We start from the raw sequence: 14,667 nt of genomic DNA, 5'->3' as shown, positions 1-14,667 counted from the left end.
CCGGGGACTGTTATGCCTGATCCTTCCATGCCGCCGGACGACCGGCCGACGCCGCCGGTGATGCCCCGTGTGACGGCCGAGTCGCGAGCCGGGGCCTTGAGGCGGCGTCTGGTGCTGTCGTCCGTGCTGCCACCGGGCGTGGTCGCCGTGGCCGGTGCGGTCGCCACCGCGCTGGTCGGCGACGGCCACCTGGGCCGGGCGGACCAGGGCGCGGTGTTCGGCGGCGTGGTGCTCATCGGCACCGTGGCGGCCGGGATCGCGGGCATGCGGGCTTCGGCGGAGGCGCGAGCAGTCACCACACACTGGGCGGAGCTGTCCCGCGCGGCCGACCGGAACCGTGCCGAGCTGGCCGAGCTGACCCGTATCACGGCCGAGGGCAGGACCGAACTGGAGTCGTTGTGCCGCCGGTTGCGGGCCGGGGAGCGGCCTGCGCGGCGCCGGCCGGAACTGCCGCCGCAGACCGGCCCGGACGAACTCTCCCGCCTCGGATTCGAGATCGCCGCGGCCCGGCAGGAGGCGGAGGCAGCCCTGCTGGAGACCGCCGCCGGTGCGGTCGGTGCCGAACACAACTCCCGGCTGGAGCAGTTCGAGGTGTTCGCCAACCTGGCACGCCGCCTGGAGTCGCTGGTGCACCGAGAGATCGGCCTGCTGGACGACCTGGAGAACGAGGTCGAGGACCCCGACCTGCTCAAGGGGCTGTTCCGGGTGGACCACCTGTCCACCCGGATCCGCCGCTACGCCGAGAACCTGGCCGTGCTCGGCGGCGCGAACACCCACCGCCAGTGGACCCGCCCCGTCGGCCTGACCGACGTGCTGCGTTCCGCCGTCGCCGAGATCGACCAGTACGCCCGCGTCAAGCTGGTGCCGCCCATCGAGGGAACGGTCAGCGGCCACGCCGTGGTCGACGTCGTCCATCTGCTGGCCGAGCTGCTGGAGAACGCGACGGTCTTCTCACCGCCCCAGACCACCGTGCACGTGCGCGTGGAGCCCGTGGCCGCGGGGGTGGCGATCGAGGTCGAGGACCGGGGCCTGGGCATGTCCCCGGCCGAGCGCACCCAGATGAACACCGTTTTGAGTGCACCCGACAAGGTCGCCCTCGGCGAGCTGCTGCAAGACGGCCGGATCGGCCTGTACGTGGTCTCCGTCCTGGCTCAGCGGCACGACATCGCCGTGCAGTTGCTGAGCAACGTCTACGGCGGCACTCAGGCCGTCATGGTGCTGCCCGCCGCACTGCTCGGCCCGCAGCCGGCAGTACCCGCGCCCGCGCACCACACCGTCGCGTCCCCTGACGCGGGGCCGCAGGACCCGGTGGAACCCGAGGCGGCGGACCCCCGGGCGACAGTGGAGAGCGTCGTTGCGGATCCGCGCGTGCCCGATTCCGCATCCCAGGCCGCCCCAGTGCCCTCCGACGGCGCGGACGACCGTCCGCAGTTGCCTCGGCGCCGCCGCCAGGGTGACGCCGCCGAACGGCCGCACCCGGTCCCCAGCACCGGTGCCTGCGAGGACATCGCACACGACCCGGGCCTGATGGCCGCGTTCCAGGCCGGGCTGCGCAGGGCCGAGGAAGCGGAGACGCTTTGACAGCCGAGCCGCCCTGAGGGCCCGGGCCCTGTCCAGCAAGCTGTTTCCTTCCGTCGAAGAGGAGTACACGATCGTGGCGAGCGAAGACCTTTCCTGGCTGTTGACGGGTCTGGTGAACCGGGTGCCGCACACGCGAAGCGCCCTGTTGCTGTCCTCGGACGGGCTGGTGAAGGCGGCGGAGGGCCTCGACGAGGACGCCGCGGACCAGTTGGCCGCCCTCGCCAGTGGGCTGTACTCGCTGGCGCGCAGCGCGGGCCGGCACTTCGACGACGGCGGGGCCGTACGACAGATCGTGACGGAGCTCAGCACCTCGCTGCTGTTCGTCTCGTCCGCCGGGCACGGCGCCGTGCTGGCCGTGCTGGCCGGACGCGAGGCCGACGCGGCGGTGCTGGGCTACGAGATGGGAATGATGGTGAAGAGTGTGCGCCCGCACCTGGCCACACCGCCCCGGCACCCGGTGGGGTGACCGATGACGCCGGTCCTCCCGGACGGACCGCTGGTCGACGATGCGGCCGGGCGGCTGGTCCGTCCCTACACGGTGAGCGACGGCCGGACCAGGGCCACGTCCCCCTTCACGCTGGTGACCATGGTGCGGGCCACCGGCGCCCAGACGCAGGGCGCCTTCGGCCTGGACCATGCGCAGGTGCTGGCGCTGTGCGAGCGGCCGGTGAGCGTCGCCGAGGTGGCGGCCCGGATGCAGGTGCCCGCCGCCGTGGTCAAGGTGTTGCTTTCCGATCTGACCGAGGGAGGCGCGGTGGTCGCAGGTGACACGCACCCGGCGTCCCCGGGCCACTACGCACGACCTGATCGAGACCTCCTGGAAGCGGTACGCGATGGCCTCCTCAAACGACTGTGATCCGCTGCCGGCCGACGTCCTGCCGGTGGGCATCAAGGTGCTGATCGCCGGTGGGTTCGGCGTGGGAAAGACCACCTTCGTCAACGCGCTCAGCGAGATCGAGCCGCTGAACACCGAGGAGATGCTGACCGCCGTCAGCGCGGCCACGGACCGGCTGGACGGGGTGGAGGACAAGGCCACCACCACGGTGGCCCTGGACTTCGGCCGCATCACGCTCAGTCCGTCCCATGTCCTGTACTTGTTCGGTACGCCCGGACAGGAGCGCTTCTGGTTCATGTGGGACGAACTCTCCGAGGGAGCGCTCGGGGCGGTCGTTCTCGCCGACACCCGCAGGCTGGAGCACTCGTTCCCGGCGGTGGACTTCTTCGAGCGGCGCGGCGTGCCCTTCGTCGTCGCCGTCAACGAGTTCGACGGGGCCCACCGCTACCGCGGGGAGGAGGTGCGGACCGCACTCGACCTCAGTCAGGAGGTGCCGGTGGTGCTGTGCGACGCCCGCGTCCAGAGCTCGGGCGTCCGCGTGCTGCTCGAACTGGTTCAGCATCTGCTCACGACAAGGAGTTCCCATGGCACCGACGCCGACCAACCCCTCCTCCGGGCCTGAGTCCGGGATCGCCCTGCGCCACCTGCTCCTCCCTCCGGAGGACCCGCAGGTGCGTGCCCGATCCGAGCGGCTGCGCGAGCTGGGCATCGACGCCCGTCCGGATGCGGAACTCGACGCCTTCGCACGGGAACTGGCACGCCGTACCGGCGGCTGCTACGCCGGGGTCAACTTCTTCCTCGACGCCGACCGCCAGTACTTCGCGGGCTTGTACAGCGCCGCGCAGGACACCACGGTCCACGGGGGCCCGCCGTTGCTGGAGGAACCGGTGCCGGGCCGCGTCATGCCCCGCGACATCGACATGGGCATCTGCCCGCACGTGGTCAAGCGCCGCCGGGCGCTGGTGCTGGAGGACATCCGGGACTTCCCGCGGTTCGCCGGTAACCCGGTGGTCGACGCGATCGGCGTCCACTCCTACCTGGGCGCACCGCTGATAGACAGCACCGGCGTGGTGCTCGGCACGATCTGCGTGGTCGACCAGGACCCGCAGCCGTGGGGGCGCAAGGGGCTGGAAACCATCAAGGCCATGGCTGCCGAGCTCGTCGAGCGGCTGGAGGAGTCGACGCACCGGCGCAGCTGACCGGCGCTGCCGGACTCGGAAGCGGCCGTCTCGGAGCGTCCCCGGCGCGGCCGTCCAGCACCCGGCTGCGGCTCCCACACGACCACGGCCTCGGTGGCCCGGGCGAGGGCTGAGGCCAACTCACGCTCGGGCGGCTGCGGTTGCACCGCTTCTTTTGCCTGCAGGCACTGGGCAAGCGCCGCCGTGACGGTGTCGGTGGTCAATGACTCGGCAGTACCAAGCCGGGGCAGTAGCGCCCGGATCGCGGCTCATGCCAAGAGAGGTACCTGCGGCGCCATGTGCCACCCCGCACAGAACCCTTCGCCCGACGGGCCGCGCTCATGAACGCCGGTCCGGCCGGCCCCAGGGCGACCGGATACAGTGCGCGAGACGGCCGCCTGGTCAGGGAGGGGAAGCATGACCGCCACCAGCAACACCCGGCCCGCCGAGGGTGAAGCGCCAGCGCCGCGGCAGAGCCGACTGCACCGCCTGATGCGCTCCATCCCCCTGATCGCCCCCGTCCTGCTGTGGGCCGTGCCCTGCTGGGTGCTCCTGCACGGCGGCCAGCACTGGCCGCTGCCCGTCACGCTGGTCGGCACCGCCCTGTTCGCCCTCGGCCTCATCGGTATGCCGCTCGCGATGGCGCGCGGCCACGGGCGGCGCCAGCAGGACCGGGCGGCGATCATCGGTGACACCCTGCTGGGCACCAGCTGGGTCCTGTTCACCTGGTCCGTGCTTCTCGGCGTCCTGTTGCGGCTCGCCCTGACCGTGGCCGGCGTCGGCGAGAGTCAAGAGCGGGCCCGAACCGTCACGTGGGCCGTCGTCGGCGTCACCGCCGTACTGCTCGGCTGGGGGTACGCCGAGGCCCGCCGCGTGCCACGCGTGCGCCGACTCGACGTGCGACTGCCGCGGCTGGGCGCCGGGTTGGACGGCTTCCGTGTCGTCCTCATCACCGACACCCACTACGGTCCGCTCGATCGCGCTCGCTGGTCGGCACGGGTATGCGAGACGGTGAACGCTCTGGAAGCCGACCTGGTCTGCCACACCGGCGACATCGCGGACGGCACGGCCGAACGCCGCCGCGCCCAGGCCGCCCCACTCGGTACCGTGCGGGCCTCCCGGGCCCGTGTCTACGTCACCGGCAACCACGAGTACTACAGCGAGGCCCAGGGCTGGGTCGACCTGATGGACGAGCTGGGCTGGGAGCCGCTGCGCAACCGCCATCTGCTGCTCGAACGCGGAGGCGACACCCTCGTGGTCGCCGGCGTGGACGACGTCACCGCCGAGTCCTCCGGCCTGGCGGGCCACGGCGCCCACCTCGCCGGAGCCTTGCACGGCGCCGACCCCGACCTGCCCGTCCTGCTCCTGGCACACCAGCCCAAGTTCGTCGACCGGGCGGCAGCCGACGGCATCGACCTCCAGCTCTCCGGCCACACCCATGGCGGCCAGATCTGGCCCTTCCACCACCTGGTCCGCATCGACCAGCCCGCCCTCGCCGGCCTGAGCCACCACGGCACCCGCACTCTCCTGTACACCAGCCGCGGCACCGGCTTCTGGGGCCCGCCGTTCCGCGTCTTCGCCCCCAGCGAGATCACCCTGCTCGTGCTCCGCTCCCCGCACCTGCCCACCTCGCCGTAGACGGGGCGGGCCAGCACATCCGTCAGATGGCGGTCAGGATGGCGCGCAGCCGCTCGTCCTCGCGGATGATGCTGTTCGCGACACCTGAGGCAGCGGTATGAGCAGAGGTATCTGGGTGGCGACGGCGGCCCGGACGGCGCCCGGCGCGATCTCCCATTCGTCATCGCTTTCGGCCAACCCGCCGAGGAGGCAGGGGACTTCGGTCGTCCCGGGCCGGGCGGCAGCGGCGATCCGGGCGAGGTAGGGGACGGCGTCCACGCTGGCGGAGTACACCGTGCCCTGGTGGAGGATGCACGAGTACAGCTCGGAGATCGCCTCCTCGGCATCCCCGCCTCCCTCGGCGAGGGCGCGCAGCAGGTCGGGCAGGTCCTCTGCGGGGCCGTAGGCGTGCGAGACGCAGGCCCAGGGATGGGCGTCGAGGCCGGCGAGGGCGTCAGCGAGATCCATGGCGTGATCTTCGCAGCCCGGTGCGACAGGAGGGTCAGGGCCCTGCTGCGACTGGGCTGGCGCGCCTGATTCGTGCTCCTTCGGTAACGTGCTGGCGGCTCGCTGAATCAGACGGTGCCCGGAGCCGACCGGGTCCCGCTGCACACCCGGCTCGCCGGCGCATGCGCGGACCCCGACGCCGGCCTGGTAGGGCTCGACCTGATCAGCGGGATGCCCTACCGGTAGAGCCGCACGCCGCCGTTCGACCCGAGGGCGTTGAGTTCCAGCACGCCGCCCGGGGTGACGTACACCGTGCCGGAGGTGAGGCTCCACTTGCCGGTCCCCGTCGGCAGGCCCGCGACCGGGGTGGTGTCACCGGTGCGCCGGTCGATGGTGACGAGCTGCGGGGTGCCGGACGTGGTGACGGCGTACACCTTGCCGTCCGCGCCGGACGTGGTGACGGCGAGCGCGGCGGAGCGGTGGGTCCAGAGTTTGGCGCCGGTGGTGGTGTCGAAGCCGTCGATCATCGTGCTGCCGGAGGCCGAGGCCGGGGTGACCAGAACGGTGCCGTGGAGCCGGGCGGAGTGGTCGGCGTCGGTGTTGTTGCCGGTCGTGAGTTCGTCGTCGCCCACGGCCAGTTTGCGGCCGGTCCCGGTGGTGCCGAACACCCGCACGGCGTCCTGGTGCGCCGTGTGGACGGCAGCGACCAGCGGTGAACCGGACAGGATGTGCGTCACATCCGAGTGGGCGCTCTCGGACTTCCGCCAGAGCACCTTCCCGGTTCTGCCGTCGTACGCGGTGAGGGTGAACCTGCTCTTCTGGTCGAGGCAGAAGTCGTCCACCAGCACGATGCCGTCGGCGCCCCAGTCGTAGGCGTTGCAGTAGTGACCGCGGGCCTTGTAGCCCCACACGCGGCTGCCGGTGCGGACGTCCACACCGCCGAGGTAGTTCTCGCTGACGATGGTGGCGACATTGCCCTGCACGTAGGTCGCGGCAATCGCCGCCGCAGGGTGCTTCTTGCCGGTCAGCGGCATGGACCAGAGGATCTTTCCGGTGGACGCCTCGACGCCGGCCAGCCAGGTGCAGGTGCTGCCGTCCTTGCCGAAGGCGACCGTGCCGATGCCCTGGGCACTGAGCGTCGGCGACATCCCGCAGGGGACGGCGCCGCGCTCGGCGGCCGTGCCGGAGGCGGCGGCGCGCCATGTCTCCTTGCCGTCGGTGAGGTCGTAGGCCCGCAGGCCGCCCCGGGTGCCGGCCCGGACGAGCAGCTTGTCGGTGAGCCAGCTGCCGACCAGCGCGTCGTCGGCGGCGGGCGCCGGGATCTGCCACACCTGCGTCAGGTTCTTCGAGGCGACGGCGGCGGCGTCCTCCTGCTTGAGCAGGACGGCGGCGGCCCCGCCGGCCGCGACGAGGACGGCAAGGACGAGCGCGAGCCTGCCCACACGCCTGGTCTTCCCCGCCCGTTTGCCGTTCGCGCCCGCGGGGGGCTGCGGCTGCGCGGCGGCAGGCTCGGGTCGGCGCAGGGCCGCCCGGCCGGGGACGGCGCCCGCCCCTGACGGGTATCCGGGCGCCTGGTCCGTCGATCCGCTGCCCGGCCGGGTGTGCGCGGGTGTCCGGCGACCCGGCTCGCGCATGACCTCGTGGGCGCCGGCGCGGGGCTGGGGGAACCGCAGCGGCATGGTGGACTCCCACCGCGTGCCGGCGGATCCGCCGTGCGGCTCGGCCGACGACCGGTCGTCCCACGGTACGGCCGGCTCCGTCCTGTGCCGCTGCCCGTAGGGCTGCGGGCCGGCAGCCGATGTGCGGGGCCGGAAGGCCCAGCCGTCCTCCTCCTGCGGAGCCCCCTGGCCCGGCGACGATTCCGTCGTCATCTCCGTGATCTCCCCTGGTCGGGCATCCGCACGCGTATGCGACAGTCGTACTGATGCGCGATGATAAAGGTCGTCTTCTCCAGGCTTGCGCCCGGCTTCTCTTGCTCGCCTTGGATCAGCCGCTCTTGAACGAGTGGCCGAAGCCGTTGCGGGTCGACTCCACCTGGAACGCGGCGAGCGCACCCACCGAGGTGCTGATCCGCCAGTCCATCAACTGCTTGCTGCCGGGCCAGTCCTTGCGCTGGTCGTACCAGACGAGCCCGATGACGCCGGCCTTCGCGGCACCCTGGAACAGGTCGCGGATGTGCGCCTCTTTCCGGTCGCTCTGCGCCACTCCGGTCTCCGCGATCAGCACCGGCTTGCTGGAGAAGCCCGCGATCTGGCGCAGAGTGGGGGTGAACAGGCTGGAGAAGGCGGTGCCGTCGATCGGCCCGTAGTACCCGATGAGGCCGACCCAGTCGACGTAGGCGCTGCCCGGGTAGTAGGGGCGCAGCTTCGCGGTCGTGCCCGAGTCGACCACGTGCGGGGTCCACACCCAGATCACGTTGGTGACACCCTGCGCGGTGAAGACGTCGTGCACACGCTTCCACGACGCGACGAAGTCGGCGGGCTTGCTGTGCCGGGGACCCCAGGAGTTCCACGGACCGTTCATCTCGCCGCCGAAGGAGAGGGCCAATGGGCCGTCATAGGCGGCGATCTGGCCCGCCAGACGACGGATGTAGGCGTCTTCCTTGCCCTTGGCGATGTCGGCGAGCGAGATGCCGGAGGGCACCAGCGCCATCATGGGGAGCTGGCCGTGCTGCCACAGGAAGGCGTTGCCCTCCGTGTCGAAGTCGTCGCCCCAGGAGCTGTAGTACTCGCGGATGTCAGGGGCCCGCGCCGCCTCCTTGGAGAAGGTGGTGACGATGCCGTACTGCCAGGGTGTCTTGTCGTCGACAACACCCAGCGCGCGGCCGGACGGCCTGAGCATGGGCGAGACCCGGAAGTGCGCGGCCGGGGCGGTGGCGGCGCCGGCCTTGGCACTGCCCCCGCTTCCCAGGCCGCAGGCAGCCATGAGGAACGTGGCGGCGACCATCAGGAGCGCGGCGACCGTCAGACGGCTGCGGCGGCGGGCTATGGCCATGCGTGAGGGTCCGTTCGGTCTGGAGGCAAGCGACGTCGCCCGAACTCTACGAGACCCGCGTGACATTCATTGAATCTTCATACTACTCTTGTTACATGATCGGGCGTAGGTCGGATAACCTCCTTTTCCTCACGCATTGATCACTTTTCCTGCACTACTCACTCCTTTCGGTAGCACCGAGTCGGCAGTTGTCACACGATGAAGGAAGCTCGAGGCTGTCGATGACCAGTGCCTCCACGGAGGTCGAGCCGGCTCCCGTCTTTGTGGACCAGACCGGTCTGCGCGGCCGCCGTCTGCGCGGTTTCGGCTGGCTGTTGGGCATGGTCTGCACCGGGTTCGTGGTGGCGATGATCTCCGGCCTGGTCGGAACCCAGTCGCAGGCGCCCGCGCTCACCGTCCCCGGCACCGCGGACACCACGCCGCCCAGCCAGTACCTCAACGCGCCGCTGCCCGCGGCTCCCGGCTCGGCCACGAGCACCCCCGCCACAGCGGCCACACCCGACGCCACCCCGTCAGTCACCGCGACGCCGGCGGCCGGTACGGCGGCGTCAGGCTCCATGACCGCCGCCGCGCAGTAGCCAGACGCGACCGACCAGGAAGTCCATGTCCCGCTCCCCCCGCCGTCACCGCTCCCGGCAGTCCATCGCGCGCCCGCGCCGACTCGCCGCACCGCCCCTGCGTTTCTTTCTGCCGGTGACTGTACTGGCGACCCTGCTGGCGCTGATGGTGCTGCGGGGCATGGCGAACAACGAGGTCTTCCACGACGAGCGCATCGCCGTCTCCGTGGACAAGGGCACCGTCCCGACCAGCGTGCTGGAGGGCGGCCCGGTCGTCGACGCACGCGGCGACAAGAACAGCAAGCCGGTCAGCTACACGATCCCGGACAAGACCGTCGTCCTCTCCTTCGACGACGGGCCGTCCACCCAGTGGACGCCGAAGATCCTCAAGGTGCTGAAGGACGAGGACATCCGCGCCGACTTCTTCGTCACCGGCTCGATGGTCACCCGAAATCCGGCGCTGATCCGTCAGATCGTGGCCGACGGCCATGAGATCGGCGTGCACACCTTCACCCACCCCGACCTCGCGCTGCACTCCGGCACCCGGCTCACCTGGGAGCTGGGCGAGACCCAGCTCGCGCTGGCCGGTGTCGCCGGCATCCACTCCAGCCTGTTCCGCCCGCCCTACTCCTCCACCGTGGACGCGCTGGACGACTGGTCGTGGCCGGTGACCAAGCAGGCCGGAGCGGAGGGGTACCTGACCGCCTTCATCGACAAGGACACCGACGACTGGAAGCGCCCCGGCGTCGACTCCATCGTCAAGGCCGCCATGCCCGACCTCCCCGGCCAGGGCGAGATGATCCTGCTGCACGACGCGGGCGGCGACCGGGCGCAGACGCTCGCCGCGCTGCCGGTCATCATCGAGAAGCTCAAGGCCCAGGGCTACACCTTCAAGACCATCGGCGAGGCGCTCGGCACCGGCTCCGCCAACGCCGAGGTCACCAGCTACAACCTGTGGGTCGGCAAGGCGTTCCTGTGGTGCACCACCTTCTCGGTGTGGCTGATGCCCTGGCTGGTCGGCCTGCTCGCGGTCGTCGGAGTGCTGGTCATGGCGCGGTTCGCGTTGATGCTGGTGCTCTCCGCGATCCATGTGCGGCGCACCCGCAAGCCGGGCTTCTCCTGGGGCGACCCGGTCACCGAACCGGTCACCGTGGTGGTACCCGCGTACAACGAGCAGGAGTGCATCACCAACACGCTGCTGTCACTGGCCAGAAGCGACCATCCCGTCGAAGTGATCGTGGTCGACGACGGATCGACCGACGACACCTCCGCCATCGTGGAGGAACTCGACCTGCCGATGGTCCGGCTGATCCGGCAGCCGAACAGCGGGAAGTCCGTCGCCCTCAACACCGGTGTGGCCGCCGCCTCGTACGACCTGATCGTCATGATGGACGGCGACACGGTCTTCGAGCCGTCCACCGTCCGGGAGCTGGTGCGGCCCTTCGGCAACCCGCGGGTCGGCGCGGTGGCCGGCAACGCCAAGGTCGGCAACCGCGACACGCTGATCGGCGCCTGGCAGCACATCGAGTACGTGATGGGCTTCAACCTCGACCGCCGGATGTACGACGTGCTCGACTGCATGCCGACCATCCCCGGTGCCGTGGGGGCCTTCCGCCGTACGGCACTGGAACAGGTCGGCGGCATGAGCGACGACACGCTCGCCGAGGACACCGACGTGACCATGGGCCTGCACCGGGCCGGCTGGAAGATCGTCTACGCCGAGAACGCCCGCGCCTGGACCGAGGCGCCCGTCAGCATGAAGCAGTTGTGGTCGCAGCGGTACCGCTGGAGCTACGGCACCATGCAGGCGATGTGGAAGCACCGGCACGCGGTGCTGGAGCGCGGCGCGGCCGGCCACTTCGGCCGGGTGGGCCTGCCGTTCGTCGCCCTGTTCATGGTGGTCACCCCGCTGCTCGCGCCCGCCATCGACATCGGCATGGTCTACGGCGTGGTCTTCGTCGACGCGTACAAGACCTTGGCCGCCTGGTTCGCGGTGATGGCCCTGCAGGCCGTGTGCGCCTGGTGGTCCTTCCACCTGGACAAGGAGAAGGCGTGGCATCTGATCACGCTCCCGGCCCAGCAGGTGGTCTACCGGGTGCTCATGTACATGGTGCTGATGCAGTCCGCCATCACCGCTCTGACCGGGGGCCGGCTGCGCTGGCAGAAGCTGCGGCGCACCGGCGAGGTGGGGCTCGACGTCACAACGGGGGCGATGTCTTCATGAGTACCGCGGACCGGGGTGCCTTCGGCATCCAGGATTCCTCCGACACCGTCGCCCTGCGGGTGATGGACCCTGCCGCGCTTCCCGCGCGGCGCGAGCCGCATCCCGAAGTGGCCGCACCGGCGCCCGCGCGCAAGCCCGGCCGTGATCGCTACCTCGACCTGCTGCGGGCGCTCGCCCTGGTCCGCGTGGTGGTCTACCACAACTTCAGCTGGACCTGGCTGCCGATCGTCTTTCCCTCCATGGGAGTCATGTTCGCGCTGGCCGGGTCGCTGATGGTGCGGTCCCTCAACCGGCCGGCGCTGAGCGTGATCCGCGGCCGGCTGCGCCGTCTGCTGCCACCGATGTGGCTGTTCGGCGCGGTCGTGGTGCCTCTGATGCTCCTGGAAGGCTGGAGGCCCGACCACCACCACCCCAACTGGTGGTGGGGCGACCTGGCCTACTGGGTCCTGCCGCTCAGCGAGCCGCCGTTCGGGGCATCGCTGCACACCTTCGGCGGGCACCTGCCGAGTTCCTGGGCCGAACAGATCTGTGTGCCGCTGTGGTACCTGCGCGCCTACCTCTGGTACGTGCTGCTGTCGCCGCTCATGCTCAAGGCGATGCGGAAGCTGCCCTGGGTCACCCTGCTGGTCCCGCTGGCGCTCGCGTTCCTCGTCAACTCCGGCCTGGTCGACCAGTCCGGCCGGCTGATGGAAGCCGCCACCGACTTCACCACCTTCGGAGCCTGCTGGCTGCTCGGCATGGCCCACCAGGACGGGTTGTTGCGTCGGATCCCGCAGTACGTCGTGCCGTCCCTGGCACCGCTGGTGCTCATGTTCGGCTACTGGTGGCTGATGCGGTCGCCGATGGACAACCCCCGGACCGGGCACGACCTGGAAGGGGTACCGGTCGCACAGGCGATCTGGTCGTTCGGCGCGGTACTGCTGCTGCTCCACCTGAGCCCTTCCTGGGAGCAGTGGCCCAAGCCGCTGGAGCGGTTCAACGGCGTGATCAGCCTGCTGAACTCCCGTGCGGTCACCGTCTATCTGTGGCACTCCTTCGCGCTGGTGCTGACCGAGCCGCTGATCGACCCTCTGTGGAGCAACACCTTCTTCTACGACCATGCACAGTGGCTGCTGGCGAGCCAGTGGACCCCGCTGGTGATCGCCGTGCCACTGATCTGCCTGGCGATCCTGCTCTTCGGCTGGATCGAGGACGTGGCCGCCAAGCGCCGCCCGCGGCTCTTCCCCTACCCTCGCCGCGCCAAGGGCCGCCGCCGCAGCCGCTAGGCGGTTTCGTTCGGCTCGTCGGGCGGACCAGAGGAAGACGCCTGCGATGGGGAGTCCGGCCAGGTGTACGCCTGCCGGTCGAAGGCCGGCGGTCTGCCATCGGCCTGTCCACGCCGCACCCGGTCGGCCTTCTGATCGGCCACTCCGGCCTACGACGCCGGATGCAGGACTCTCATCCTCGACGACACCGGCTTCGAGGCGGGCCCGCGGATACACGAAGTTAACTTCCCGGACTCGGGTGTGAGACCGGTCCGGCCGACGATCGCCATACCTATCAAGCGACAGGTATCTGTCGACCGATCGGAGGTGCGGCGATGAGCCGGCCCGAACTCCCCCTTGTGCAGGACCCTGCCGGCGGTGGTACGACCGGCCACGCCCTCTTCGGCTACCAGCAGGAACTCCGCCGCGGCGTGGGCGGCTTCGCGTCGTTCGCCGCGGGGTTCTCCTTCGTGTCGATCCTCACCACCGTCTTCCAGCTGTTCGGGTTGGGCTTCGGTCTCGGCGGCGCGGCGTTCTTCTGGACCTGGCCGCTGGTCTTCGCGGGCCAACTGCTCGTCGCGCTGTGTTTCGCCGAACTGGCCGCACGCTGGCCCATATCCGGGGCGATCTACCAGTGGTCGAGCCGGCTGGCAGGCACCACGACGGGCTGGTTCGTCGGCTGGATCATGATCATCGGGCAGATACTCACGGTCGCGGCGGCCGCGATCGCGGCGCAGGCGGTGCTGCCGGGTGTCTGGTCCGGTTTCCAGATCGTCGGCGGTCCGGGTGCCGATCCGTCGGTCGGCTCCCCGACCGGCGCGCAGAACGCGGTCCTGCTGGGCTGCCTTCTGCTGGTCATCACCACGGTGGTGAACATCCTGGGAATCCGCCAGATGGCCGCCGCCACCAGCTTCGGCGTCACGGTCGAGATCATCGGCGTGCTCGCGCTGGTGCTGATCCTCTTCTTCCTGCCCGAACGGGGTCCGCAGGTGGTGGCCCACCCCACCGGCTGGGCCGGCCACGGCGGCTACTTCGGTGCCTTCCTCGCGTCCTCACTGATGGCGGCGTACGTGATGGTCGGCTTCGACTCGGCGGGCGAGCTGGCGGAGGAGACCCACAGCCCGCGCCGAACCACTCCCCGGACCATCCTGCGGGCCCTGATCACCTCGGGTGTCGGCGGCGCGCTGCTGATCCTGTCGGGGCTGATGGCGGCGCGCAGCCTGACCGACGGAAAACTGGCAGCCGGTGGTCTGTCCTGGGTGCTCACCGACCGGCTCGGCGGCGTTCTGGGCCGCCTGCTGCTGTGCTGCGTGGCAGTCGCGGTGTTCGCCTGCACCCTGGCCGTGCAGACCTCCGGGGCGCGGATGATGTACTCCATGGCGCGCGAAGGCGCCCTGCCCTTCCACCGGCACCTCGGCAAGGTCTCGGCCCGCACCGGTACGCCGATCAGCACGTCGGTGGTGGTGGGCGTCGGCGCCGCGATCGCGCTTGTGGTCAACATCCGCCAGTCGGCGATCTTCACCGCCCTGTCCAGCCTCTGCATCGCGCTGCTGTACCTGGCCTACCTGGGCGTGACGGTGCCCCTGCTGGTCACCCGGATCCGGCTAAGGGGCAGCGGCGGGCTGCCGGCGGGCGTCGACGAGACCGGCCGGCCCCTGTTCTCGCTGGGCCGGTGGGGAGTGGCGGTCAACGCGCTCGCCGTGCTCTACCAGGCCGGCATGACGGTCAATCTGATCTGGCCCCGTGCGGAGATCTACGACCTCACCGGCGGCACGTGGTGGCTGCGGTGGAGCGCCCCGCTGTTCATCGGGCTCAGCCTCGCCGCCGGTGCCGGTTACTTCCTCGCCCGCCGGCTGCACCGCCGTATCGAGCTGAGGCACGTACCGCACACGCACACCGAGCCGCCCCTGGACGCGCAGGCCGTCGCCGAGCCCGCCTGAGGGCCCCTGTGACGCGAGGGGACGCATCGATGACGTACCGACGAAGGGAC

General features: G+C 70.7%; 13 protein-coding genes. 10 read left to right on the top strand and 3 right to left on the bottom strand.

The features are described from left to right. Nucleotides 1–111 precede the first annotated feature (111 nt). The 6 genes from AB0950_RS07320 to AB0950_RS07295 all read left to right on the top strand — a co-directional run bounded on the left by AB0950_RS07320 (nt 112) and on the right by AB0950_RS07295 (nt 5,232). On the top strand, nt 112–1,581 hold the full coding sequence (locus tag AB0950_RS07320; protein WP_366778018.1) for an ATP-binding protein: 1,470 nt from the start codon (nt 112–114) through the stop codon (nt 1,579–1,581). Between the two features lie 73 nt (nt 1,582–1,654). Beyond that, nucleotides 1,655–2,047, top strand: a complete 393-nt coding sequence (locus AB0950_RS07315) for a roadblock/LC7 domain-containing protein (protein WP_360575354.1) — start codon at nt 1,655–1,657, stop codon at nt 2,045–2,047. A 3-nt stretch (nt 2,048–2,050) separates the two neighbouring features. Further along, nucleotides 2,051–2,437, top strand: a complete 387-nt coding sequence (locus AB0950_RS07310; protein WP_366778017.1) for a DUF742 domain-containing protein — start codon at nt 2,051–2,053, stop codon at nt 2,435–2,437. Next, complete coding sequence (locus tag AB0950_RS07305) at nt 2,415–3,038, top strand: ATP/GTP-binding protein (protein WP_366778016.1); 624 nt, start codon at nt 2,415–2,417, stop codon at nt 3,036–3,038. The genes AB0950_RS07310 and AB0950_RS07305 overlap by 23 nt, the downstream gene beginning before the upstream one ends. Continuing rightward, nucleotides 3,001–3,615 carry a GAF domain-containing protein gene (locus AB0950_RS07300; RefSeq protein WP_360155901.1) on the top strand — a complete coding sequence of 205 codons (615 nt, stop codon included), beginning with the start codon at nt 3,001–3,003 and terminating at the stop codon, nt 3,613–3,615. The genes AB0950_RS07305 and AB0950_RS07300 overlap by 38 nt, the downstream gene beginning before the upstream one ends. Before the next feature lie 396 nt (nt 3,616–4,011). After that, a complete protein-coding gene (locus AB0950_RS07295; RefSeq protein ID WP_366778015.1) occupies nt 4,012–5,232 on the top strand; it encodes a metallophosphoesterase in 1,221 nt (406 codons plus the stop codon). Nucleotides 5,233–5,265: 33 nt separating this feature from the next. On the opposite strand, the gene AB0950_RS07290 is transcribed toward AB0950_RS07295, so the two are convergent. The 3 genes from AB0950_RS07290 to AB0950_RS07280 all read right to left on the bottom strand — a co-directional run bounded on the left by AB0950_RS07290 (nt 5,266) and on the right by AB0950_RS07280 (nt 8,652). Further along, nucleotides 5,266–5,679, bottom strand: coding sequence for a hypothetical protein (locus AB0950_RS07290; RefSeq protein WP_366778014.1), 414 nt, complete (start codon nt 5,677–5,679; stop codon nt 5,266–5,268). Nucleotides 5,680–5,894: 215 nt separating this feature from the next. Continuing rightward, on the bottom strand, nt 5,895–7,529 hold the full coding sequence (locus AB0950_RS07285) for a PQQ-binding-like beta-propeller repeat protein (protein ID WP_366778013.1): 1,635 nt from the start codon (nt 7,527–7,529) through the stop codon (nt 5,895–5,897). A gap of 115 nt (nt 7,530–7,644) precedes the next feature. After that, nucleotides 7,645–8,652, bottom strand: a complete 1,008-nt coding sequence (locus AB0950_RS07280) for a glycosyl hydrolase (RefSeq protein ID WP_366778012.1) — start codon at nt 8,650–8,652, stop codon at nt 7,645–7,647. Nucleotides 8,653–8,873: 221 nt separating this feature from the next. On the opposite strand from AB0950_RS07280, the gene AB0950_RS07275 reads away from it, so the two are divergent. From AB0950_RS07275 to AB0950_RS07260, 4 genes are all read left to right on the top strand, one after another. Next, nucleotides 8,874–9,230, top strand: a complete 357-nt coding sequence (locus AB0950_RS07275; RefSeq protein ID WP_360155881.1) for a hypothetical protein — start codon at nt 8,874–8,876, stop codon at nt 9,228–9,230. Between the two features lie 25 nt (nt 9,231–9,255). Then, entirely contained in the window at nt 9,256–11,433 is a 2,178-nt protein-coding gene (locus AB0950_RS07270; protein ID WP_360155878.1) for a glycosyltransferase, read from the top strand. Beyond that, nucleotides 11,430–12,698 (top strand): acyltransferase, encoded by a 1,269-nt coding sequence (locus AB0950_RS07265; RefSeq protein WP_366778011.1) that lies wholly within the window; start codon nt 11,430–11,432, stop codon nt 12,696–12,698. The genes AB0950_RS07270 and AB0950_RS07265 overlap by 4 nt, the downstream gene beginning before the upstream one ends. A gap of 314 nt (nt 12,699–13,012) precedes the next feature. After that, entirely contained in the window at nt 13,013–14,617 is a 1,605-nt protein-coding gene (locus AB0950_RS07260) for an amino acid permease (protein WP_360155872.1), read from the top strand. The last annotated feature ends 50 nt before the right edge of the window (nt 14,618–14,667 follow it).

The sequence above is a fragment of the Streptomyces sp. NPDC007189 genome (assembly GCF_040703635.1).
Lineage (GTDB): Bacteria > Actinomycetota > Actinomycetes > Streptomycetales > Streptomycetaceae > Streptomyces.
This window is presented reverse-complemented; position numbering and strand designations above follow the sequence as displayed.

Coding starts and splice junctions, on each gene's coding strand:
- AB0950_RS07310 (WP_366778017.1), top strand. CDS start 2,051: ATGACGCCGGTCCTCCCGGACGGACCGCTGGTCGACGATGCGGCCGGG.
- AB0950_RS07305 (WP_366778016.1), top strand. CDS start 2,415: ATGGCCTCCTCAAACGACTGTGATCCGCTGCCGGCCGACGTCCTGCCG.
- AB0950_RS07300 (WP_360155901.1), top strand. CDS start 3,001: ATGGCACCGACGCCGACCAACCCCTCCTCCGGGCCTGAGTCCGGGATC.
- AB0950_RS07295 (WP_366778015.1), top strand. CDS start 4,012: ATGACCGCCACCAGCAACACCCGGCCCGCCGAGGGTGAAGCGCCAGCG.
- AB0950_RS07290 (WP_366778014.1), bottom strand. CDS start 5,679: ATGGATCTCGCTGACGCCCTCGCCGGCCTCGACGCCCATCCCTGGGCC.
- AB0950_RS07285 (WP_366778013.1), bottom strand. CDS start 7,529: ATGACGACGGAATCGTCGCCGGGCCAGGGGGCTCCGCAGGAGGAGGAC.
- AB0950_RS07280 (WP_366778012.1), bottom strand. CDS start 8,652: ATGGCCATAGCCCGCCGCCGCAGCCGTCTGACGGTCGCCGCGCTCCTG.
- AB0950_RS07275 (WP_360155881.1), top strand. CDS start 8,874: ATGACCAGTGCCTCCACGGAGGTCGAGCCGGCTCCCGTCTTTGTGGAC.
- AB0950_RS07270 (WP_360155878.1), top strand. CDS start 9,256: ATGTCCCGCTCCCCCCGCCGTCACCGCTCCCGGCAGTCCATCGCGCGC.
- AB0950_RS07265 (WP_366778011.1), top strand. CDS start 11,430: ATGAGTACCGCGGACCGGGGTGCCTTCGGCATCCAGGATTCCTCCGAC.
- AB0950_RS07260 (WP_360155872.1), top strand. CDS start 13,013: ATGAGCCGGCCCGAACTCCCCCTTGTGCAGGACCCTGCCGGCGGTGGT.